This window comes from Caenibacillus caldisaponilyticus, from assembly GCF_002003465.1.
GTDB lineage: Bacteria > Bacillota > Bacilli > Bacillales > Sporolactobacillaceae > Caenibacillus > Caenibacillus caldisaponilyticus.
Window position 1 is genome coordinate 1 of the sequence record NZ_BDDQ01000028.1, and the last position, 21,025, is coordinate 21,025.

The following is a 21,025-nucleotide window of genomic DNA, read 5'->3' on the forward strand; positions in this document are numbered from 1 at the left end:
AACCATCTTTCCCTTTTGCCCCATGCGGGGCAAAAGCCTATCCGGTATTAGCCCCGGTTTCCCGGAGTTATCCCGGTCTTACGGGCAGGTTGCCCACGTGTTACTCACCCGTCCGCCGCTCGTTCCACGAACGTCACCCCGAAGGGATCCGTCCGCTTCCCGCGCTCGACTTGCATGTATTAGGCACGCCGCCAGCGTTCGTCCTGAGCCAGGATCAAACTCTCCGTAAAAGTTGACGCCTTCCGGCGTCTCGAAAACGACGACCGATCGCATCGGTCCATCGTAACCTTTACATCCGTTTCATCCGTGGCGTCCGGAAAAGGTTGCCCTTTTCACTCGCGCTTGGCTTTTGTTCAGTTTTCAAGGAACGAAAACCTTTCGGCAACTATTAAATTATAACACGTTGCCTATTGTTTATCAACGGTTATAATAACGAGCAAAAAGCGCCCGAAACGTTTAGACTCCGTTGAAACTCTAAAAACTACTTTTATTATGGTGGGCCTGAGTGGGTTCGAACCACCGACCTCACGCTTATCAGGCGTGCGCTCTGACCGACTGAGCTACAGGCCCAAAACAAAGCTATCAAAATAAAATGGAGCGGGTGATGGGAATCGAACCCACGACCAGAGCTTGGAAGGCTCTTGTTTTACCACTAAACTACACCCGCGCGAGGCAAATAAAAAAGATGGCGCGCCCTAGAGGAGTCGAACCCCTAACCTTCTGATCCGTAGTCAGACGCTCTATCCAGTTGAGCTAAGGGCGCAGGATTATGGTGCGGTCGAGAGGACTCGAACCTCCACGGGGTCACCCCCACTAGCCCCTCAAGCTAGCGCGTCTGCCATTCCGCCACGACCGCATATAATTTTGAAAGTGGTGAGCCATGAAGGATTCGAACCTTCGACCCTCTGATTAAAAGTCAGATGCTCTACCAACTGAGCTAATGGCTCATATGGATAAATGATGTATGAGCTTGGTGCTTGATTGATGCCGATTCTTGTTCGATGCGAAAACCGTAGCATTTCAGGCAGCATAGCTTGTTTTCGCAACTCGCAGCATACTCGGCTGATGCCCCGCTCGTTGCTCTACCAGCTGAGCTAATGGCTCATTTGATTAATTGATGACGAGCTTAGTGCTTGACTGATGCCATTTCTTGTTCGATGCGAAAACCGCAGCAACCCAACGCGTTATTCGATCGCTCGTCCGATGAACGGCATCGGAGCGTTTCTTTAAAGAAAATTAAAAGTGGCTGGCCCAGCTGGATTCGAACCAGCGCATCGCGGATCCAAAATCCGCTGCCTTACCGCTTGGCTATGGGCCAAAAGTTCGATGGCGGACCCGACCGGGATCGAACCGGCGATCTCCTGCGTGACAGGCAGGCATGTTAACCGCTACACCACGGGTCCAAAAATGGTGACCCCTACGGGATTCGAACCCGTGTTACCGCCGTGAAAGGGCGGTGTCTTAACCACTTGACCAAGGGGCCAAAGAAATGAAGGAAATTTTTTCGATGGCGGAGAAGGAGGGATTCGAACCCTCGCACGGTTTACACCGTCTACTCCCTTAGCAGGGGAGCCCCTTCAGCCTACTTGGGTACTTCTCCTCAATGGCTCCGCAGGCCGGATTCGAACCAGCGACCAATCGGTTAACAGCCGATCGCTCTACCACTGAGCTACTGCGGAATGTCGTTAGGAGGTTATCTCTTTTCAATCCGTTCGCTCAACAGCGACATTCAGTATAATAACCGATTTGTTTTTTAATGTCAATTGGTAATTTATGTATTTTTGGATGAACCGGCGTCGGAAGAAACTTCCCGCCATTCATCGCGGCCTTATAAATTTAGCATAAAACCGCGGGGCTCGTCAACACGGTTGAGAAGATCTCTCACGTCAGCCCTCATCCGAAAGCAATCGGAAGCCCTTCTGCCCGGCCTTCCAATTTGCTTTTAACGCAGCTCATAAAAAGCTTGGCTAAGACCGCCATCACAGCCGGCCGCGCGCCCAATGTCGGGCGAAGGCGATCTGTGAAATACAGGAAAAAGATTACCTTGCCGAAGCGCGCTTGTCAATCCCCCTGCCTCGGCAAATTTTAAGGCCGGCTGAACATTTCCGACAGCACGAGGGGGCCGCGGCAAGCGCCGCAGACATATTTATTCAAGTCCACCTTCCGCCTCCGCACATATTCTTTGCCGCAAGCCGTGCAAGTATACAAATAAACCCGGTTGGAACGGCGGGTTTGTCCGGGTAGCGCTTTGCAGTAGCGCGATCCGCCCGTTTTTTTCAAAAGCTCTTTGAAATCGCGGTCGCCGTGCCGGTAGCCCTTGCCGGCCAAATGCAGGTGATAATGGCACAATTCATGCTTAATGATTTTGATGAACTCTTCCAATCCATAGACTTCCAATTGTTTCGGATTGAATTCCAGATCGTGCGTCTTGAGCAAATAGCGGCCGCCGGTCGTCCGCAGCCGATGATTAAAACGTGCGCCATGCCGGAACGGCTTGCCGAAAAATTCTAATGATATCCGCTCGACCAAGCGTTGCAACTCCAGCTGATCCACAGCTTTTCCCCTCCCCCATGCGTGCGCGGCCGATCCGCGAGTGGTCGCGCCAGCCGTAAAAACGACGGCACTGAAAACGTGCCGTCATCATTCAATGCCGCTTTGTTCAAGAATCCTGGCCTTTGGTTTCAGGCGGAATCATCGTCAAGGAAATCCGGCCTTTTTTCACATCCACCCCGTCGACCCAAACCGTCACGATCTGCCCGATGTGAACGACGTCGAGCGGATGTCGGACATATTCGCTGGCCAATTTCGATATATGGACGAGCCCGTCTTCCTTGACCCCGATGTCGACAAACGCGCCAAAATCGACAACATTTCGCACCGTCCCTTCCAGCCGCATGCCTTCGCGCAAATCCGTGATGTCCAAAACGTCCGTGCGAAGCAGCGGCTTGGGCACCTCGTCTCGGGGATCGCGGCCGGGGCGGATCAACGCGTCAACGATGTCCTTTAAGGTCGGTTCGCCGATTCCGAGCTTGCGGCTCACCGCTTTGATATCCAAAGCGGTCAATTTTTTCTTCAATTCCTCCGCTCCGATGTCCTCCGGAGCGGCGTCGATGAGCCTCAAAAGCGCTTCGGCGTCGCCGTAGCTTTCCGGGTGAATCGGCGTGCGGTCAAAAGGATTTTCCGCGTCAGGGATGATTAAAAAGCCGGCGCATTGTTCAAAGGTTTTTTCGCCGAGGCGGGGCACGGCCAGCAATTCTTTTCGATTTTTGTAGCGCCCGTTTTCATCCCGCCGCTTCACGATGTTCTTGGCAATCGTTTTCGTCAATCCCGCGACGTATTGAAGAAGGGCGACCGAAGCGGTGTTGACGTTCACCCCCACGCGGTTGACGACCGTCTCGACGACAAACCGCAAGGATTCCGACAACTCTTTTTGCGATACGTCGTGTTGGTATTGGCCGACACCCACCGATTTCGGATCGATTTTGACCAATTCCGCAAGGGGGTCTTGAAGGCGGCGGGCGATGGAGACCGCGCTCCGTTCTTCCGTCGCGAGATTCGGAAACTCTTCGCGGGCGAGTTCGGAAGCGGAGTAGACGCTGGCGCCCGCTTCATTGACGATGACATAATAAACCGAACGGCCTTCCACTTCGCGAATGGTGTCCGCGACGAATCGCTCGGTTTCCCGCGACGCCGTGCCGTTGCCGATGGCAATCATATCGATGCCGTAGCGCGCGATGAGATCCAAAACTTTCTTTCTCGCCCCTTCGACATCATTGTGCGGCGGCGTCGGATAGACGACGTCGATGTGGAGCACTTTTCCGGTTTCATCGACGACGGCGAGCTTGCAACCGGTCCGGTAGGCGGGATCAATGCCGAGAACGGTCTTATTTTTCATCGGCGGCTGCATGAGAAGCTGCTTCAGGTTTTCGGAAAACACGCGAATGGCTTGGGCTTCGGCGGTCTCGGTCAGACGCTGCCGGATTTCGCGTTCGATCGCCGGCGCGATCAAGCGTTTGTAACCGTCTCTTGCGGCGCCCGTCAACAGCGTTACCGCCGGCGTTTGTCCCGCCTTGTTCCCCAACAACCGACGCGCTATCCAACCGATGATTTCGTCTTCGGGCGCGCGCACGGAAACTTTCAGCACCCCTGCGCTTTCCCCGCGGTTGATGGCCAAAACCCGGTGAGGCACAATGCGGTTCACTTTTTCCTCAAATTGATAATACATTTCGTAAACGCCGCGTTCGTCTTCGGCATCCTTCTTTTTCTCGGCGACCAATACGCCTTTGTCAAACGTCACGGCCCGGACGTGTTTCCGGATGTCGGCGTCATCGGACAGCCGCTCCGCAATGATATCGCACGCGCCCTGGAGCGCCTCTTCGGGTGTCGCCACGCCTTTTTCTTCTGAAACGTATTTTTTGGCCTCCGCTTCCGGAGATGCCGTCGGCAGCCGCCAAAGCCAGTCAGCCAACGGCTCCAATCCTTTTTCTTTGGCGACGGTGGCGCGCGTCCGCCTTTTTTGCTTATACGGCAAATAGAGATCTTCGACGTCCTGCCGTTTATCCGCGTTCCGGATCGCCTGTTCAAGCTCGGGCGACAGCCTCCCCTGTTCACCGATCAGGCGCAAAACTTCTTCTTTGCGCGCATGCAAATGGACGGCATACGTCCATTTTTCATGGATGGCGTTGATTTCGACTTCATTTAAACCGCCCGTCATTTCTTTTCTGTATCGGGCGATGAACGGAATCGTGTTGTCGTTCTCTAACAGTTCGATGACGTTATGCACTTGCCGTTCGCTCAATCCCAATTCCTTCGCGATGCGTTTGATATATCGCATGCGATCTTCCGCGCTGAGACTCAATCGTACCGCCCCCGCCTCTTTTAACTTTTTAACCGATATGCCAAAAAAACGATCTTGATTAAACGTTTGATTAAAAAACCCATGGCGCGGGTATGGAAGCCGGATGCGCCCGCACAGCCCGCGGAAGCCACTATTCACGCTTGGCATGATTGAACGGAAAAAGTGCGGCCCCCATCCGATGACGATGCGCGCCGTGGAAAGGCAAACCGTTTTTCCCCGAAAAAAGAAAAAGCCGCCCGCCGCCGAGCAACTTTTCTTAAAAATCAACAAGACCCAGGCTGATTTGGATCGCCTCGTTGACGAGATTCATCATGTCGTCGTCCAAATGCGTGATTTTATCCGTTAGGCGTTGCTTATCGATCGTTCGGATTTGCTCAAGCAAAATCACCGAATCACGGTCGAAACCATATTTTTTCGCATCGATTTCCACGTGGGTGGGAAGCTTCGCCTTTTGAATTTGTGCGGTTATCGCCGCGACCACGACCGTCGGGCTGAAACGGTTGCCTATGTCATTTTGGATGATTAAAACCGGCCTCACGCCGCCCTGCTCGGAACCGACGACCGGTGAGAGATCGGCAAAGTAAACATCGCCGCGTTTTACGATCACCCGATTACACCCCGCTAACCAAGCGCTCCAAGGTGTTTTCGGCCTCCTCCTCAGCAAGGAACGCTTCGGAAGCGATGTTTAAATTAATCTTTGCCATTTCCATGTAACCTTGACGCATCGATTCGCGTATTTGCCGTCTGTTGCGCTCTCTTAAATACGTGCTGATCGCGCGCAACATGAATTCGTCGCGATTGACGTTGTCCATGCGGGCAAGCCCGTCGATTTCTTGCACGATTTGTTGAGGCAATGTGACCACGATTTCTCTCAATTGGGACTCAGGCATGGCTGCACCTCCACCAATCATACGCTCGAATGGTTCCAAAAATTATATTAGCATTACAAGGGAGGCTTTGTAAAACGGAAATTTCATTCATTTTGCACGAAAATCCGTATTTTGCGGCGCAAGTAAACGATCATCGCCATCATGATGCCCGCATCCGGGTTCGAAACCCCTTTACATAAAAAAGAAACATGAAGACGGCGCCTTCCGCCCGCCTCCGTGGGCAAGATGCGGACGCTGCTTATAAAATCAGATTGGCCGTGCGGGCGATTTTCCCGTTTTTAAAGTATATCCTCGGAACCCGTTTACTAATCATGCACGGGATTTCATAATTGATGGTGCCCAGCATGGCGGCGATGTCGTCGATGCCGATGCGTTCCGCCCCGTCCTCGCCGATCAAGGTCACCAATTCGCCGACCGGCACCGGGCCATCGAGGGCGATCATCAGTTGATCCATGCAAATTCGACCGATGATCGGACACCGTTTGCCGGCGACGAGAACCGAAGCCTTGCCGCTCAGGGCGCGCTGCCAGCCGTCGGCATAACCGATCGGCACGGTTCCGACCCACGTCGGCTCCGCCGCGCGGAAAGCCACCCCGTAGCTGACCCCCTCACCCGGTTCGATTAATTTGACGTGCACGAGCCGGCTTTTCAACGTAAACGCCTCTTTCAATTCAAACGGCAGCCTGTCCTTCATTTCCGGCGACGGGCTTAAGCCGTACATCGCGATGCCATAGCGCACCATGTTAAACATCTTTTCGGGATACTTCAAAGCCGCCGCGCTGTTCGCGCAATGGATGAGGTTCGGGTTGATGCCGAGGCTTTTCAGCTGCTCCGTCATGTCGACAAACCGTTGGTATTGCCGGCGAAAATATGCTTCATCCGCTTCATCGGCCGTGGCGAAATGCGTAAAAAAGCCTTCGGCGACAAACCGGGAATCGGCTTGCAACGCGCGAACGACTTCCGAGAGTTCTTCAGGCGTCCGCACCCCGATCCGGCCCATGCCCGTATCGCACTTGATATGGAAGAAAACGGGAGACGCGTCTTTGTAGTAGCGGGATGCTTCTTCCAACCATTCTTTTTGAAAAACGGTGAGGGAAATGTGGTGGCGGGCCGCCAAGCCGACATCTTGTGGACGCGTCCAACCGAGGACGAGAATCGGCGCATGGACGCCGGCTTTCCTGAGCGCGATCGCTTCATCCAGAAGGGCAACGCCGAGCCACGTCGCCCCCGCTTCCAACGCGGTGCGCGCTACCGGTTCCGCTCCGTGTCCGTAGCCGTCCGCTTTGACAACCGCCATGAGCTGCGTCCCCTCCGGCAAATGCTGTTTCATGCGGCGGACGTTATGCTCAACGGCATCCAAATCGATTTCCGCCCACGTTTCGCGATAAAAATTTTCCGACATGATTTGGTCCCTCCGGCAACACATTCATTCACTCCATTATCGAACCGTGAGAAAAAGGTTGTCAACCCGAGTGCGGTAATCCTTGTTTATTCCAACCGGCGGAACGCCATTCCGGAAGGCCGACGAAGGCGCCATCCGAACGCAAAAGAAAAGGCTCAGTTGTGACCCTGAGCCGTGTTCGCTTATTTGTTGATCATGCCGACGACCGAACGCGCGACATCCCGCATTTCCTCAGCGGAGAGCTTGTCGGATGCCAAGTAAAAATCCATGCCGTCATAGGACCACGACAACGAATGGTCGGTGATGATCCCGACGGTAAAGCCGAGGTCGACCGGATCGGCTTCCATCGATACGGAAGCGCTCTTGGCGGTGACTTGGCTTTGAGTTTCAACGAGAGTAAAAGGTTTCTTGCCTTCGTATTTTAAGATGAACTTTCGTTCGCTGTCCTCGGTGACGTCCTTGGAATAGGCAAGCTTCGTATCGGTCAAGGAAATCGTCGGTTTATAAATTTTGAAAGACGAATGTTGAGCGGCCATCGTCGGCAAGTGCGCGTCAAACTTCATGCTCAGCTCGTTCTTGTCGACGTCAAAGGCGTCGGAGTCAAACTTCGGGCCGAATTTAAAGTTCTTAAACGTAATGTCGATGACGACGTTCATGTCTTCATCCATGATTTTGACGTTTTCGGGGGCCAATTTTTTCTTTTTCAGCGTGATTTTCTGATACGCCAACAGCTTGGTCGGATAGTTGGTTTTCGTCGTGAAGACGTAATCGTCATTTCTCGCCTCGAACTTGGCGTTGCCGTCATGGATGATGTCTTTGGCCAAGGATTGGTACAAATAATATTGGCTTCGGTTGTTCGGCCAGTCGCTTTCAAAGTGATACTTTCTATTCAACGCCGGCGTGATCAAGTACACGCCGTCCTTGTTCTTGATGATCATTTGCGGATTCTTGCCGTCTTCGTCTTTTAATACCACTCTGTAAAAATCGGGCTTTTTATACCAAATTTCCGCCAAATATTTTTGCTGTTTTTCGCCGTGCTTAAAGGTCATGACCGCATTGGCGGTATAGCCGTCGAGACGGTCCAATTTTTTCGTCAAGTCTTCGACGATGTCTTCACGGGACTGATTGCATGCCGCGGCGACGATCAGCAGCAGGAGGCTTAAAAAAACGATGGAAAACCGCTGTTTCACTTCATCCAACCCCTTTGTCTCGAGTCAGTGACAAAGGAGGGATGCTATTCTAGCAAATCGTATCCGTTTAGCGGGCGGGGATCACATTCGCGAGCTCGGCGATGAGATCCGAAGGCAGGATGGCGGACATCGCGTGCCGCCTCTCAACCAACCGATCGGCCGCGGCGCCGTGGAGAAAGACGGCGTTGCAGACGGCTTCGTGGAGACGTGCGTGCTGCATCACAAAGCCCAAAAGAATGCCCGTTAACACATCGCCCGATCCGCCCTTGGCAAGGCCCGGATTGCCCGTGGCGTTAACGAATTGGCGCCTTTCCGGCGTCGTGACGATCGTGTATGGCCCTTTCAAAACGAGATGGACGCCATACTCGGCGGCAAATCGCCGGGACAGACCAAAGCGGTCGTTTTCCACCTCATCAATGGATCCGCCGATCAATCGCGCCATCTCACCCGCATGCGGCGTCAAAATGACCGGTGCCCCCCTTTTCGTCAGCCGGTCGAGATGCGCGTGCAGAAAATAAAGGCCGTCGGCATCGATGATCAATGGGCCGTGATAAGCTCCGAGCAAGGTGAGCAGCCGCCGTTCCGTCTCCTCGCTGCGGCCAAGTCCAGGGCCGAACGCGACGGCATCATATCGAGATAATTGCCGTTCCGCTTCGGATGGCCGTTCCCAATCGATATCGCCAAACATGGCTTCCGGCGCTTGGGCACCGATGATCGCGCGGACGCTTTCGGGCACGGACGCCGTGAGCAACCCCGCCCCGGCGCGGGAAGCCGCGCGGACGGCGAGCGCCGCTGCTCCTGGCATGTTCTTCGACCCGGCGACGATCAACCCTTTTCCGTGATCACCCTTATGCGCCGCACGCGCTCGGATCGGAAAGGTGCGTTCGACATCGCGCCATGTCCAGAGGATTCTTTTTTCTCCGCCGAGGACGGCCGCAAGCGCGGCTTTAGGTATGCCGATATCGACCACCTCGGTTCGGCCGTAGAAATGCCTTGCCGGAAAAGTGTATTGAGCGAGCTTCGGGCACTGGAGGGTAAACGTATGATCCGCCTGCACCGCTTCATGTTCAAAGGCGCCGCCGTCGGCCGGCACGCCGCTCGGCAAGTCGACGGCGACCACTTTCGCCGGAGAGCGGTTGATGAGCCGGATGACTTCGTCATATGGAGCGCGCGGCGCGCCCTTGACTCCCGTGCCGAGAAGCGCATCGACAAGGACCGTCCATCGCTCCGTCGCGTTTTTGAACGCCTCCCAGCCTTCCATCGGCAAGGAACGGAGCGAGCCGCCTGCGTTTTTGTAAATGCGCATATGTTCCAGGGCATCGCCCTTGATCGCCGCCTCCTCAGAGATCAGCCACACCTCGGTGTCATACCCTTTATCGATCAGGTAGCGCGCGATGACGAAGCCGTCGCCGCCATTGTTCCCCTTTCCGATGATCACCCCGATCCTGTCTTCCTCATTCAAGAGAGAAAACAGCCGTTCAGAAACTGCACGGCCGGCGTTTTCCATCAGAAGCGATCCTTTCAGACCGATCGCTTCGATCGCGTAGCGATCGATGGCCGCCATTTCTTCTCCTGATACGATTTGCACAATAGTCCCTCCCAGCGTACTAAGAATATATGAGACGACCCTCCGGGTTATGCGCCCGAGCCTGACAGGCTTTCAATGACCACCACGGCGGCGGCATAGTCTTTCGCGTGCGTGATCGTCAGGTGGACGATATCTTGAGTGGGGCGCCGTTCCTTGAGCCGCGGTCGGCCGGCGGCATCGCTTAAAATTTCTATGTCTTGCCAAGACAGCCCGGCGCCGATGCCGGTCCCCCGCGCCTTCGCATAAGCCTCTTTGGCCGCAAAGCGGCCGGCCAGAAATTCCGCCCGGCGCCGGTCTTTCGCCAACCCGTCAAAAACGGCCTTTTCGGATGCCGTTAAAATCCGGGAGACAAATTTTTTATTATGCACCAAACGCGCGATGCGGTCGATTTCGATCAAATCCAAACCCGTTCCGACGATCATCCGAATTTGTCCACACCTTTACTCGTACTATAATTTATACTATTAATTAGTATACTTGTATAAAAGGAGGCGGTCACTTGTTTATCCGAACGGAAAATTTCCGAACCTTCGTGCGGCTTTATCCCGTCGTCACCTTTATCTTGACCATAAATATCGCCCTGTATCTCATTTACCAAATCGCATCATGGTTGGACATCCGCTCGATCCTCATCCTCTACGCGGGCGCCTACGGATGGAATCTTGCCGTGATGGACGGCCAATGGTGGCGCCTCATCACGCCGATGTTCCTGCATTTTTCTTTCTCGCACCTCTTTTTCAACTGCGTTTCCATCTTTTTGTTTGCGCCGCCTCTGGAACTCATGCTGAGGAAATGGAAATTTTGCATCGCCTATTTCGGTTCCGGGATTTTAAGCAACGTGTTGTCGTTGTTTTTCGGCGGCCCGGATCAGCTGCCTTATGTCGGAGCCTCCGCGGCGATGTTCGGCCTTTTCGGCATCTTTTTGTTCATCGTTCTTTTGCGGCGCCATTTGATCGATCGGCAAAGCTCGCAGATCATCACCGTTATTTTGCTGGCCAACCTCGCCTGGACGTTCCTTTTCCCGAGCGTCGACGTTTTGGGCCATTTATTTGGCCTCCTCGCGGGGTTCGTCCTCGGCCCGATTCTCCTGTTCCGCACGCGTCCCAACTGGTACCGGGGTTATTAATGCGCCGCAAGCTCTCGACAAGAAAAACGCAAAAAAGCGGCCGTCGGCTGGACGTGCCGCCAAAACTCGGCGTATGAAGTTGTCCTTCTCCGCGTGAAACGGGCGAAAGAAGACCGTCATCAAAAAAAGAGGCCGCTGCCATGCGGCCTTCTCCCTTCAATTCATAAATCCCCGCCTGACCGACGGCGAAAGAAACGCCTTAAAATACAGCGCTTCCCCATTTTACTCATGCACAGGGCCGACGTAGCGGGAAAGCGGGCGAATGATCCGATTGTTCTGCGCCTGCTCGATGGCGTGCGCACACCATCCGGCAAGCCGGCTCGTCGCAAACGTCGCGGTATAGAAGTCCGGCGGCAGCCCCAGCGCCTTGAACAAGGCGGCAGCGTAAAATTCCACGTTGGTATTTAATGAGCGCTCCGGTTTATGCGCTCTGAGCAGCCGAAGGGCGGTCTCCTCGACTTTTAAGGCCAGGGCAAACCATCCGCCGCCCTGCGCCAGCGGTTCGGCCAGCGTTTTAAGAACTTTGGCGCGCGGATCGAGCGTGCGGTAAACGCGATGCCCGAATCCCATAATCCTTTTGCCTTTCCGCAATTGCTCGGTCAACCACGGCTCGATGTTTTCTTCGGAACCGATGGCCTCCAACATGGCGATGACTCCGGAGGGCGCTCCGCCGTGCAGCGGTCCCCGCAAAGCGGCGATCGCCCCCACCACAACCGAGGCGAGATCCGATTGCGTCGACGTGATCACGCGGGCGGCAAACGTCGAAGCGTTCAATCCATGCTCCATCGTCAACGTGAAATAACCGTTTAAAGCTTGGATTTCCTCAGCCGCCGGCCGGCTTCCTTTTATGAAATACAAGTAATTTCCCGCTAGACCGAGCGCAGGGTCCGGTTGAAGGGGCGGCCGCTGTTGGCGCCTGCTTTGGAGATGGCCGATCACGGCGGGCACGAGGCCGATGAGCCGCGCCCCTTGCTGCCAATCGGGCGGCCAAGGAAAGGCGCCGCGGTCGAGGCCCGCAAGCGCGGCCATCAAGAAAGCCGTAGCATCGCCGTCGGCTGGAATGGCATCCAGATAGCGCCGATATGCGTCAGCCAGCCTCATCCCTGCAAAAATTTCATTTATGAATCTTTCTTTTTCATCCGCATTCGGGAATTTGCCCGTCCACAAAAAATAAACCGCTTCTTCGAATGGACGGCTTGCGGCGATCGCTTCGATCGGCATGCCGCGGATATGAAGCCGTCCGTTTTCCCCGTCGATTTCGGATAAGGCCGTTTCAAGAGCGACGACGTTTTCCAATCCGTTCATGCGTTTCGGCGCGCTCCGATATGTCGCGCACCGTTCCCTCCTTTGACAGATTCATTGGCTTGACATTAATGTACACCATTAATAAAATAAATAGAATTTAATTATATTTATTTTATTAATTAAATTTATTTATTAGGAGGGACTGCCGTGCAATTGGAATGGCTGAAGACCTTCGTCATCGCCGGAACCCATGAAAATTTCCGCATCGCCGCCGACAAACAATTCATCACTCAACCGGCCGTCACTTTCCAAATTAAACAGTTGGAAAAAGAAATCGGCCTCCGTTTGTTTGAACGAAACGGCCGCCGGATTGCCTTGACCGAAGCGGGCGAGTTGTTTCTAAAATATGCTGAACAAATCCTGAATGACTATTCGCAGGCGCTGGAAGCGTTGGCCGCTTATAAAAAGGGATACCGCACGCATTTGACGATCGCCGCCTCGCCGCTCGTCGCTTCGACGCAATTAACGTACATCATCCGGCGTTTTATCCATCGCTATCCGAACGTGGAAGTGGCCGTCCAGGTCATGGAATCCCACGACATCGAAAGCGCCGTCGTGGAGGGCAAAGCGGACGTCGGTTTGTCCCGAGCGGGCGCCGTCCGCAAAAACGTCGAACAAACCGTCATCTCGGAAGATCCCGTCGTCATGGTCATCCCTTATGAAGAGGGATTTTCGGATTCCGGGGCGTCGATCGATCTCGAATCGATATTCCACAAATATACGCTCATCACCCATAATCATCCCGAATACTGGGACGATTTGTTAAGAGACCTCCGCGCCCGGTACACGTTCAAGACGATGGTCGTCAGCCAAGTGAGCACGACCAAACGGTTTATCGAAGAAGGCATCGGTTTTTCCTTTTTACCCCACAGCGCGGTGCGCCGCGAAATCGCTGAAGGACGGTTGGCTATTGTCGATGAGCACCCGTTCGATCTGCCGACGACACGGACCTATCTGTTAAAACATCGAGCGACCGCCCGCGCGCGCCGCTTTGAACGCTTTGTTCTCGAACTGTTGCGGTGACGCTGCGCAAGCTTTTCTCAAATGGCGGGCTCGTTCGATTTTTCCGGTGCGGGGCTCCGGCTGTCGTCCATCCCAAATTTTTCAAAAGGAAAGCGGCGCGTACTGCCGCTGCCGGCCGCGCCGCCCTGAACATGCGGACGAATCTCCGCGAGACGTTTCCGTTAGGACATTCTTCGCTTAGAAGCGCTATTCGGGACGTTTCGGGATGAATCGCCGGCGCCGCCCCATGACGTCCCGATAGTTCGTCGCTTGTCCGAGCGCTTTTTCTTCATCGGGAATGCGAACGCCGATCAGCATGATCGTGTTTAAGAGCGTAAAGACAATGGCGGTGAAATACGCATGAAAGATGAGCGGCAAGGTGAGGATTTCCACGGAGACGATCAAGTAATTCGGATGGCGCAAATAGCGGTAAGGGCCTTTGGCCACAATCCGCGCGCCCGGGAGAATTATGATCTTCGTATTCCAAAAGACGCCGAGGGAACGGATCGCCCAATAGCGGGCGAGCTGGGCGAGCAAAAAGACGGAAAGCGGCGCCCAAGACCAGGGCGTCGGTCTTTTATGCAACAGAACGACCTCGCACGTCAGCGTCACGATAAAAAGGAGGTGCAAAAGCACGATCCATTTGTAATGGTCTTCCCCCGCTTCAAAAGCGCCTTGGCGTTTGAGTATTTTTTCATTCCTTTTGGCGATCAACAGCTCGACGATCCGTTCACCGATGACAAAAGCAAGGAGGACAACAAACAGCGTCATGGATTCACCCACTCCAACATGAGCATTTCGGCGCTGAAGCCGGGGCCGAGGGATACCGAGAGCCCGGTGACCCCCGGGTGGGACGGTTTCGGCATCACCTTTTCCAATACAAACAATACCGTTGGCGACGACATGTTGCCAAAGAGCCGCAAAACGTCGCGGGCGTCTTGGAGCGATTCTCCCTCCAGCCCCAACGCCTGTTCATACGCATCAAGAACTTTTTTGCCGCCTGGATGGGCGATGAAGTAATCCAATTTCTCGGGCTGCCAGCCATGGGCGTCCAGAAATTTTTGCGCGGCCGGACGAAACTCGCGTTTGACCAACTCGGGAATGCTTTTGGAAAAAACGACGTACAGCCCGTCGTCTCGAACATCCCAGCCCATGACCTCTTCGGACCTGGGCACAAGCCATGATGCGGACGCGACCGTTTTCGGCAAAACGTCCCGGCGGCTTTTTTTGAGAAGCGGGGAACGGTCGCCGGCGACTAGGACGGCCGCCGCCCCGTCGGCAAAGAGCGACGTCCCGATGAAATGGCTTTTCGAACGGTCGTTGTATTGGAAGGTTAAGCTGCAAAGCTCAACCGCCACGACGAGCGCCGCTTTCTCAGGGTAAGCGCGGCAAAAATCGTCCGCGCGCGACAGCCCGCTGGTCCCGCCGGCGCATCCCAATCCCCAAACGGGCAGGCGCACGATGTCGGAGCGAAACGCCAGTTGATTGATGATGCGGGCATCGAGGCTCGGCGCGGCCAAACCGGTTGACGAAATGAAAAACAGGGCGTCGATTTCCCGCGGATCGACCGCCTCGCTGAGAAAACAGCCGTTTTCCATGCAGCGATGTATGCTGGCCACACCGCCTTCGAGAGCCGTCCGCACATAAAGGTCATTCTTTTCCGCAAATCCCCGCGGTTTCTTAAACCAATCCATAGGCGCGGAAAAATGCCGGCGCTCGATTTCTGCGTTTTTAAAGACGGACAACAACCGGTCGACATCCGAAAAATCGTTTTTAAACCACTCCCGGGCAAAAGCGAGTACGTCCTTTTGTTCTACCGCAAACGGGGGCGTCCACGTTCCGACAGACAACAAATAAGGCATAGGCCCATCCCCTTGTGATCAGTCTCTTCGCTTAGTTTCCGCATAAAAGGAGGGCTTATGCGCGACGGACGTCTCGCTTCAAATAGCGCTCGCGTTCCGCCCGGAAAAAGAATACCGCCGACCGTAACGATCAGCGGTATTCCTGCAATCCTTTGACGTCGTGCGCTTCCATGCGCGGCGGCAAGTGCATCATGCGGATGATCTTTCGCTTTTCATGACTCCAATAGAGGACGGTTTCGCCGTCGCGATGATACAGGAGCAAATGCCGCCCCTGGGCGCGGAGGTCGATCGCTTTGGGGATTTTGTAGGCCTTTTGGCTTCCGTCTTTCGGATTAACGTAGACCAGTTCATCGGCGATCCCTTTGGTCATGTCCATGCCGTGCAAAACCAACCACTCTTTATAGGCGAACATTTGCCTCGGCGCGGAATCGATCATCGTTTCTTCGACCAAGCATCCGGTGTCGTCATACCGCGCGACTTTGCCGGTCTTTCCGGACGCAATAAAACTGAACGCAATATAAAGGGCGTCGGGCTTTCGGAGCACACCGACCGGAAACATTCCGCGTCCGAGCGCGATGTCCTTTATCTTGTCGCGATTCGCGATGGATAAAACGGCCAGACCATCGCGCGCCCGGTAAGAAGTGATATATAAGACATCGTTCACCCATTCCAAATCCCATAAAAACCCATCGATGACCCATTGGGCGACGGGTTCCAAGCACTCCTTATCAAACCGGTAAATATAACCTTTGCCGTCCGTTCCTTCGCACGCGGCAATAACGGCTTGTCCGTCGCACTCATATAAGGTCGGCTTTCCGACGACAACATGGGTCTTCAGGAGATCGCCCTTGGCACTAAAAATAAAAATCCGAGAAGTCGTTTGATTGGACGGCGTTTTTTCAGTAAACCATCCGCATCCCCGATCATCGATGAGAAACTGATCAAAGTCGCATGCGGTCGAATGATGGAGGTCCTTTATGTCTTTTGTATAAAAAACGCGTTGAAAAGAAAGCCGGTTCTTTCCCTCGTGTCCGTCGCGATACGTGACGCCGATGCGCTTGTTCACAGCCGCATTCCTCCTTTTATTCATTCCGGATCAAAATGCCGGACCGCTCTCACGAACAGGTTGACAAAATCTTATTAACATTTTCCAACCTATGTTTTACAATAGAGGAAAACGTGTAAGTTACTCTCATCATAACAAATTGTTAGTCCACCGATATTGGGAAAACGGGACATCCTAGTCCTGCTTTGGTCATGGTAAAAACGTGCGATTTTCCCAAATCCGAAAGAAGGGAAAGCATGATCGGAACGAGAATAAGGTATTACAGAAAGCTCAAGGGCTATACGCTTGAAACGCTTTCGGAAGGCATTTGTTCCGTATCTTATCTCAGCAAAATCGAGAACGGCGGCCATTCGAGCGACGACATCTTGATTCACCTCTGCGAACGGCTCGGCATCTCTTTTTCGGATGTGGACGATAGCGGCAAGATCGAGGAGATTAAGTGGCTTATAGACGATTGGTACCGGATGATCGTCAACTATGAAGACCCGCGCAGCCTGGAGGAGCGCGCCAAGGAAATCGAAGATAAACTGAAGCAGTCGTCCATTCAACAGCCGCTCATCCATTTGAGATTTGATGTATTCAAGCTCCGCTATGAAATATACCGCGCGGATTTGAAAGAATCGAAACGGCTCATCCAACACCTCAATCAATTCAAGGAAATCTTGGATACCGAATTGCAATATTATTTCCATCATTTTTCCGGTATTTACTATAACATGATGAACGATTATACTAATGCCATCAAATACTTAAAAATGGCTGAGGAAGAACTCAAAAAGATATCCCACAGCGAGACGGAAGAAGCGCACTTAAATTATCAATTCGCCAATCTTTATTGTAAATTTCAGCGTCTTTCCGACTGTATGAATTACGCAGAAAAGGCGTTGGCCACCTTCAACAAAGACTACAACATTACAAGAATTTCCGACTGCCAAACAATCCTTGGGATCACTAACCGAGAAATCAAAAACTACAGCAAGGCCGAATACCATTATGGCCAAGCGCTGAAATTCGCCAAAGTGATGAACGATCCGGTTCGCCTGGGCGTCATCTACCATAATCTCGGATTTGTAAAATCCGATCAAGGCGCTTCAGAGGAAGCGATCAGCTGTTATCAACGCAGCCTTGAATACAAAGAAAAAGTCGGAAAGAATGAATCGATAATATTGACCGTTTATTTATTAGCCAAAGAATATCACAGACTTTCGATGAAAAAGGAATGCCTCGAGCAAATTGAAAGAGGACTCGAGATTTCCAAGACGATCAAAGACAAAAGATGTTACTATCTTTTGAGCATTTTGAAATTCGATGCACTGGACATTAAAGATGAAACCTATGAACATTTCATCCTAAATGAAGCACTTCCATATTTTGAAAAAAATAAAACATGGGATTTTGTCGCTATGTATGCTGAAGATCTAGGTAATTATTATTTTAAACTTAAATTTTATAAAAAAGCGGGCGAAATGTACCAATTGGCCAATGAAGCCCGCAAAAAGATACGCTAGCTAGGGAGGCATCCAGATGAAAAAAGTATTATTCGGAGTATTAGTCGTAGTAATGTCCCTCGCTTTATATGCTGGGGCGTCCGGCGTAAATGAACAAGCCATTAACGATGTGCCGCCGCCTAATATAATCCATTTTATTGACTGATGATCTAGGCCGTCCTTTCCATGGGACGGCCTTTTCCATCCTTCTTACGGCAATACTAATTTCAAGGCGTGGCGGTTGATTCAAGCTGAGCGGAAAAACACTCGCATGCGCGCTCCGCCTTGCCTTTCACATCCCGTTGTGATATATATTAGTTTGATATGAACTTATGTTGGCGTCGCGTTGGTTTTACACTCATTGCCTTTGACGTACGGTTTTATAATATAGAGCATCTGACAGGATCAGAAAGGAGCAACATCACATATGGCATTTGTCATCACGTCGGCTTGCAGAGATGAAAAAGCGGCCGAGTGCGTCGAAACCTGCCCGGTCGACTGCATTCACGAAGGGCCTGATCAATATTACATCGATCCGGACATTTGCATCGACTGCGGCGCTTGCGAAGCCGTTTGCCCTGTAGAAGCCATCTATCCGGAAGAAGAAGTCCCCGAAGAAGAAAAAATCTACATTCAGCTGAACCGGGATTTCTTCCATAAGTAAACCTTTCGGACGGCACCATGCCCGCGCGCGAACGGACAAGCGGCTGTCCGAAAACCATACCCTTGAAACGAATGAAACATCCCGCCGTGACCGAACGGCGGGATGTTTTTATGAAAGCGGATTGTTGTACCAATAATAGTTATCCAAAATATCTTTGGCGTAAATATACATCAGCCCCAAAACGGCCGCAAGCAGGATATAGGCAACAAAAGTGACCGCCCTCGTCTTGGCCGGCGCGTTATAATACTGATTCATCTTCCGGATTTCCGCTTCCAGCTTTTCAATTTCACGGTTCACGCGCTCGATGGCCGTGTCGATATCGCGCGGTTCATTGGCTCGATCGAGGACTTCAAGCCAGGCGTCCAGCGCTTCAAGTCGGGCTTCCCGTTCCCGTTTTTCCAATTTCTTTTTATCTTGAATGAACGGAAAGTACCAACCCTTCATGGCGCGCAATTGCTCGATCAGCTCGCGGCGTTCGGCTTCAGCCGGCCATTTCAAGTACCCTTTCATCGCTTCATTCACCATGGGACCGTCTTCTTCATCGGTGTGGAGCGGATAAAAAATGTCATGCTTCAGTTCGGCGATGCGCGGCAAAATGTCCCGTTTCGCTTGAATGTGCAGCTGAAGACTTTTGATGGTAAAGTCTTCGCGGACGCGCTGCCACCAGGAGAAAAAGCCGAGAATGATGATCAAGATAATGATCGGCGAAGGAAAAAAGAACGCATAGACCGCGAGCCCGATCAATCCGAGGAACCACAGGTGCGGCGAAAGCACGCCGACGATGCGGCCGCCGTCAAGCGGGGAGACGGGAAACAAATTGAACAGATTGATCATGGCGCCAAGCATGACGGCCAACGCCCAAAACGGGTCATGCGTGAACGCGTAAATCGCGAGCGGCGGCAAGGTGGAAAGCAAACCAGCCAGCGGTCCGCCATAGGCGAGAAAAGCCTCGGTCGCCGCATCCTTCGGCGTTTCTTTCATCCCGATGACCGCGCCAGCAAAAGGGATAAAAATCGCCGGAGACGTTTTAATGCCCTTTTGCTTGGCAGCGATCAAATGGCCCATTTCATGGATGAACAGGAGATAGACGAGGACGGCGGCAAACCGCCAACCATAAAAGACGGCGTAAGCGCCCAGGGAAATGATCATGCTGATCAATGTGCCGCCCAATTTGCTGAATTTAAGAAGCGCCAGAACCCATTTCAATTTCGATAAAATCAAGAGCCCGGCGGCCACCAATACGCCGCTGATCGTGCGTCTTTGTCCCTTGTTGACATTCTGCATATGGAAAACCCCTTAAAAGTTTAACGTGCTTGGAAGATTGAACCCGGTGCGATGAACCCTTTCCGTACGGCCGCGCTTGACTTCCGCGCCCTGACTCCGAGCGCTGTCCGATGGAGAATCGGGGCGCAGGGAAGGCGACGTGGCCGTTAACGCTTCACGCTTTAAACCATCACATGATAACAGGGCTCTTTTTATTGTGCCCTGCCCGCCGGGTACATCCAATCGACATACGTTTCAAAGGCCGAAAAGGTTTCCGTCGGGCCAAGCTTTCTTTTTTCATGGATGATGCGAAGCAAGTCGGGCGCGTAGGGATGCAGAAAAAGCGCCGTGATGAAGCGGCGGCGAAAGGCCTCGCAAAAGGCATCCAGCCGCTCGTCGTACCGGCGAATGAATGCTTGCCATGCGGACGGTTGATCGCAAAACACCTCCGCCCACAGCACGACGAAATCATAATAGATCGGAGCGAGATGGGCATCTCCCCAATCGATCACCGCTTCGAACGTCCAACGTCCGTCCACGCGGCGAAACAGCAAATGATCGGCCGTCAAATCCCCGTGTACCAGGTGCAACGGTTCCCCCTTAAGGTCAGCCCAACCCCGTTCGACAAAATCGGCCAGTCCATCGGTCACATTTTGGATTCGCTCGCCCAGTTGCACCGCGGCTTTGTTTAAGCGCCGTTCCTTCTCCTCTTTCGGGCACCACGCATAAACGGGATCTCCCTGAAGGGGATCGGCGGGCAGATGATGAACCTTGCGCAACAGCGACGCAAGAGCGGTGTGGAACGCCTGCGCCTCCGCTTCGCTCAAACGACCCACCAATGCCCGATAAGGCGTTCCCTCTATGTAAGGAAAGATCGCGTACGGCCACGTCATCTCTCCGTCCCGGATCACGCCCGAAGCGATCAACAACTTGCGGCCGACCGCCTTTTCAAGCAGGCGCAAAACCGGCCATTCACGGTCGTGATCGCGCATAAACGGTCCGGGATAAATTTTCAAAACATAAGTGCGGTCGGCGATGAACACCGCGCTCGTCCCGGGCGTGGCGTTCTCAATCTTATTGTAAACGATGCCTTCCCTTCGGAACACTTTCGCGACGATCCCGAGCCAGGCTTTGCGTTGATGGTAGACATTCTTCCAATCTTCCCATGTTTTCACCGTCGGTCCGATCATCTCTTGCGTTCATCTCCTGCTGCGTTGGTAAAAAAGACGGTGGCGGCGGAGAAGCATTCGATCAACGTGGCGAATTCGCGAGGCGTTCCATCGGGTCGTAACCTGAGCGGTTCACCCGCGGAAAGCGGCGGC

General features: G+C 53.2%; 19 protein-coding genes, 10 tRNA genes and 1 rRNA gene. 5 read left to right on the forward strand and 25 right to left on the reverse strand.

Translation table 11 applies throughout. The annotated features are described in order from the left end of the window. The 19 genes from CCB157_RS08910 to acpS all read right to left on the reverse strand — a co-directional run. Positions 1–230 (reverse strand): 16S ribosomal RNA (locus tag CCB157_RS08910); the annotation flags it as partial. A gap of 263 nt (positions 231–493) precedes the next feature. Beyond that, a tRNA-Ile gene (locus CCB157_RS08915) sits at positions 494–570 on the reverse strand. A 23-nt stretch (positions 571–593) separates the two neighbouring features. Continuing rightward, positions 594–667, reverse strand: a tRNA-Gly gene (locus CCB157_RS08920). A 19-nt stretch (positions 668–686) separates the two neighbouring features. Next, positions 687–763, reverse strand: a tRNA-Arg gene (locus CCB157_RS08925). 7 nt (positions 764–770) lie between these two features. After that, positions 771–856 (reverse strand) — tRNA-Leu (locus CCB157_RS08930). A 15-nt stretch (positions 857–871) separates the two neighbouring features. Beyond that, positions 872–947, reverse strand: a tRNA-Lys gene (locus tag CCB157_RS08935). Positions 948–1,243: 296 nt separating this feature from the next. Further along, positions 1,244–1,318: transfer RNA gene (locus CCB157_RS08940), tRNA-Gln, on the reverse strand. Between the two features lie 9 nt (positions 1,319–1,327). Continuing rightward, a tRNA-Asp gene (locus CCB157_RS08945) sits at positions 1,328–1,403 on the reverse strand. A 5-nt stretch (positions 1,404–1,408) separates the two neighbouring features. Then, positions 1,409–1,483, reverse strand: a tRNA-Glu gene (locus CCB157_RS08950). A gap of 25 nt (positions 1,484–1,508) precedes the next feature. Continuing rightward, positions 1,509–1,600: transfer RNA gene (locus tag CCB157_RS08955), tRNA-Ser, on the reverse strand. A 4-nt stretch (positions 1,601–1,604) separates the two neighbouring features. Next, positions 1,605–1,679, reverse strand: a tRNA-Asn gene (locus CCB157_RS08960). Positions 1,680–2,085: 406 nt separating this feature from the next. Then, a complete protein-coding gene (locus tag CCB157_RS08965; protein WP_077615567.1) occupies positions 2,086–2,553 on the reverse strand; it encodes a SprT family protein in 468 nt (155 codons plus the stop codon). A 106-nt stretch (positions 2,554–2,659) separates the two neighbouring features. Beyond that, complete coding sequence (locus tag CCB157_RS08970; RefSeq protein ID WP_077615630.1) at positions 2,660–4,834, reverse strand: Tex family protein; 2,175 nt, start codon at positions 4,832–4,834, stop codon at positions 2,660–2,662. A 280-nt stretch (positions 4,835–5,114) separates the two neighbouring features. Then, the gene (locus tag CCB157_RS08975) at positions 5,115–5,465 is read right to left on the reverse strand and encodes a type II toxin-antitoxin system PemK/MazF family toxin (RefSeq protein WP_077615568.1); all 351 of its coding nucleotides are present in this window, start codon (positions 5,463–5,465) and stop codon (positions 5,115–5,117) included. 4 nt (positions 5,466–5,469) lie between these two features. Further along, entirely contained in the window at positions 5,470–5,748 is a 279-nt protein-coding gene (locus CCB157_RS08980) for a ribbon-helix-helix protein, CopG family (RefSeq protein WP_077615569.1), read from the reverse strand. Between the two features lie 238 nt (positions 5,749–5,986). Then, a complete protein-coding gene (alr, locus tag CCB157_RS08985; RefSeq protein ID WP_077615570.1) occupies positions 5,987–7,150 on the reverse strand; it encodes an alanine racemase in 1,164 nt (387 codons plus the stop codon). 182 nt (positions 7,151–7,332) lie between these two features. Then, on the reverse strand, positions 7,333–8,340 hold the full coding sequence (locus CCB157_RS08990) for a LolA family protein (protein WP_077615571.1): 1,008 nt from the start codon (positions 8,338–8,340) through the stop codon (positions 7,333–7,335). A gap of 67 nt (positions 8,341–8,407) precedes the next feature. After that, positions 8,408–9,928, reverse strand: coding sequence for a bifunctional ADP-dependent NAD(P)H-hydrate dehydratase/NAD(P)H-hydrate epimerase (locus CCB157_RS08995; protein WP_077615572.1), 1,521 nt, complete (start codon positions 9,926–9,928; stop codon positions 8,408–8,410). Between the two features lie 47 nt (positions 9,929–9,975). Further along, on the reverse strand, positions 9,976–10,350 hold the full coding sequence (gene acpS / locus CCB157_RS09000; RefSeq protein WP_077615573.1) for a holo-ACP synthase: 375 nt from the start codon (positions 10,348–10,350) through the stop codon (positions 9,976–9,978). Positions 10,351–10,427: 77 nt separating this feature from the next. Between acpS and CCB157_RS09005 the strand changes: the two genes are divergently transcribed. After that, positions 10,428–11,054: a rhomboid family intramembrane serine protease gene (locus CCB157_RS09005; RefSeq protein WP_077615574.1), complete on the forward strand. Its 627-nt coding sequence runs from the start codon at positions 10,428–10,430 to the stop codon at positions 11,052–11,054. Between the two features lie 222 nt (positions 11,055–11,276). Here CCB157_RS09005 and CCB157_RS09010 read toward each other — a convergent pair whose 3' ends face one another. Beyond that, a complete protein-coding gene (locus CCB157_RS09010; protein WP_077615575.1) occupies positions 11,277–12,359 on the reverse strand; it encodes a citrate/2-methylcitrate synthase in 1,083 nt (360 codons plus the stop codon). A 147-nt stretch (positions 12,360–12,506) separates the two neighbouring features. Between CCB157_RS09010 and CCB157_RS09015 the strand changes: the two genes are divergently transcribed. Next, positions 12,507–13,382: a LysR family transcriptional regulator gene (locus tag CCB157_RS09015; RefSeq protein WP_077615576.1), complete on the forward strand. Its 876-nt coding sequence runs from the start codon at positions 12,507–12,509 to the stop codon at positions 13,380–13,382. Between the two features lie 186 nt (positions 13,383–13,568). Here CCB157_RS09015 and CCB157_RS09020 read toward each other — a convergent pair whose 3' ends face one another. From CCB157_RS09020 to CCB157_RS09030, 3 genes are all read right to left on the reverse strand, one after another. Beyond that, on the reverse strand, positions 13,569–14,132 hold the full coding sequence (locus CCB157_RS09020; RefSeq protein ID WP_077615577.1) for an isoprenylcysteine carboxyl methyltransferase family protein: 564 nt from the start codon (positions 14,130–14,132) through the stop codon (positions 13,569–13,571). Then, positions 14,129–15,223 (reverse strand): type III polyketide synthase, encoded by a 1,095-nt coding sequence (locus CCB157_RS09025; protein WP_077615578.1) that lies wholly within the window; start codon positions 15,221–15,223, stop codon positions 14,129–14,131. Before CCB157_RS09025 ends, CCB157_RS09020 begins: the two co-directional genes overlap by 4 nt. 130 nt (positions 15,224–15,353) lie before the next feature. Next, positions 15,354–16,289 (reverse strand): hypothetical protein, encoded by a 936-nt coding sequence (locus CCB157_RS09030; protein ID WP_077615579.1) that lies wholly within the window; start codon positions 16,287–16,289, stop codon positions 15,354–15,356. Positions 16,290–16,525: 236 nt separating this feature from the next. Here CCB157_RS09030 and CCB157_RS09035 point away from each other — a divergent pair, with 236 nt between their 5' ends. The 3 genes from CCB157_RS09035 to CCB157_RS09040 all read left to right on the forward strand — a co-directional run bounded on the left by CCB157_RS09035 (position 16,526) and on the right by CCB157_RS09040 (position 18,440). After that, positions 16,526–17,797: a helix-turn-helix transcriptional regulator gene (locus CCB157_RS09035; protein ID WP_158077256.1), complete on the forward strand. Its 1,272-nt coding sequence runs from the start codon at positions 16,526–16,528 to the stop codon at positions 17,795–17,797. A 16-nt stretch (positions 17,798–17,813) separates the two neighbouring features. Beyond that, a complete protein-coding gene (locus tag CCB157_RS18225; protein WP_274519626.1) occupies positions 17,814–17,942 on the forward strand; it encodes a hypothetical protein in 129 nt (42 codons plus the stop codon). A 261-nt stretch (positions 17,943–18,203) separates the two neighbouring features. Then, positions 18,204–18,440, forward strand: coding sequence for a ferredoxin family protein (locus CCB157_RS09040; protein ID WP_077615581.1), 237 nt, complete (start codon positions 18,204–18,206; stop codon positions 18,438–18,440). Positions 18,441–18,548: 108 nt separating this feature from the next. Here the strand turns inward: CCB157_RS09040 and CCB157_RS09045 are convergent, their stop codons facing one another. Next, positions 18,549–19,724: a site-2 protease family protein gene (locus CCB157_RS09045; protein WP_077615582.1), complete on the reverse strand. Its 1,176-nt coding sequence runs from the start codon at positions 19,722–19,724 to the stop codon at positions 18,549–18,551. 191 nt (positions 19,725–19,915) lie between these two features. After that, positions 19,916–20,893 (reverse strand): aminoglycoside phosphotransferase family protein, encoded by a 978-nt coding sequence (locus CCB157_RS09050; protein WP_077615583.1) that lies wholly within the window; start codon positions 20,891–20,893, stop codon positions 19,916–19,918. Between the last annotated feature and the right edge of the window lie 132 nt (positions 20,894–21,025).

Coding starts and splice junctions, on each gene's coding strand:
- CCB157_RS09010 (WP_077615575.1), bottom strand. CDS start 12,359: ATGAACGGATTGGAAAACGTCGTCGCTCTTGAAACGGCCTTATCCGAA.
- CCB157_RS09025 (WP_077615578.1), bottom strand. CDS start 15,223: ATGCCTTATTTGTTGTCTGTCGGAACGTGGACGCCCCCGTTTGCGGTA.
- acpS (WP_077615573.1), bottom strand. CDS start 10,350: ATGATCGTCGGAACGGGTTTGGATTTGATCGAAATCGACCGCATCGCG.
- CCB157_RS08980 (WP_077615569.1), bottom strand. CDS start 5,748: ATGCCTGAGTCCCAATTGAGAGAAATCGTGGTCACATTGCCTCAACAA.
- CCB157_RS09050 (WP_077615583.1), bottom strand. CDS start 20,893: ATGATCGGACCGACGGTGAAAACATGGGAAGATTGGAAGAATGTCTAC.
- alr (WP_077615570.1), bottom strand. CDS start 7,150: ATGTCGGAAAATTTTTATCGCGAAACGTGGGCGGAAATCGATTTGGAT.
- CCB157_RS08970 (WP_077615630.1), bottom strand. CDS start 4,834: ATGCGATATATCAAACGCATCGCGAAGGAATTGGGATTGAGCGAACGG.
- CCB157_RS18225 (WP_274519626.1), top strand. CDS start 17,814: ATGAAAAAAGTATTATTCGGAGTATTAGTCGTAGTAATGTCCCTCGCT.
- CCB157_RS09035 (WP_158077256.1), top strand. CDS start 16,526: ATGATCGGAACGAGAATAAGGTATTACAGAAAGCTCAAGGGCTATACG.
- CCB157_RS09020 (WP_077615577.1), bottom strand. CDS start 14,132: ATGACGCTGTTTGTTGTCCTCCTTGCTTTTGTCATCGGTGAACGGATC.
- CCB157_RS09040 (WP_077615581.1), top strand. CDS start 18,204: ATGGCATTTGTCATCACGTCGGCTTGCAGAGATGAAAAAGCGGCCGAG.
- CCB157_RS09045 (WP_077615582.1), bottom strand. CDS start 19,724: ATGCAGAATGTCAACAAGGGACAAAGACGCACGATCAGCGGCGTATTG.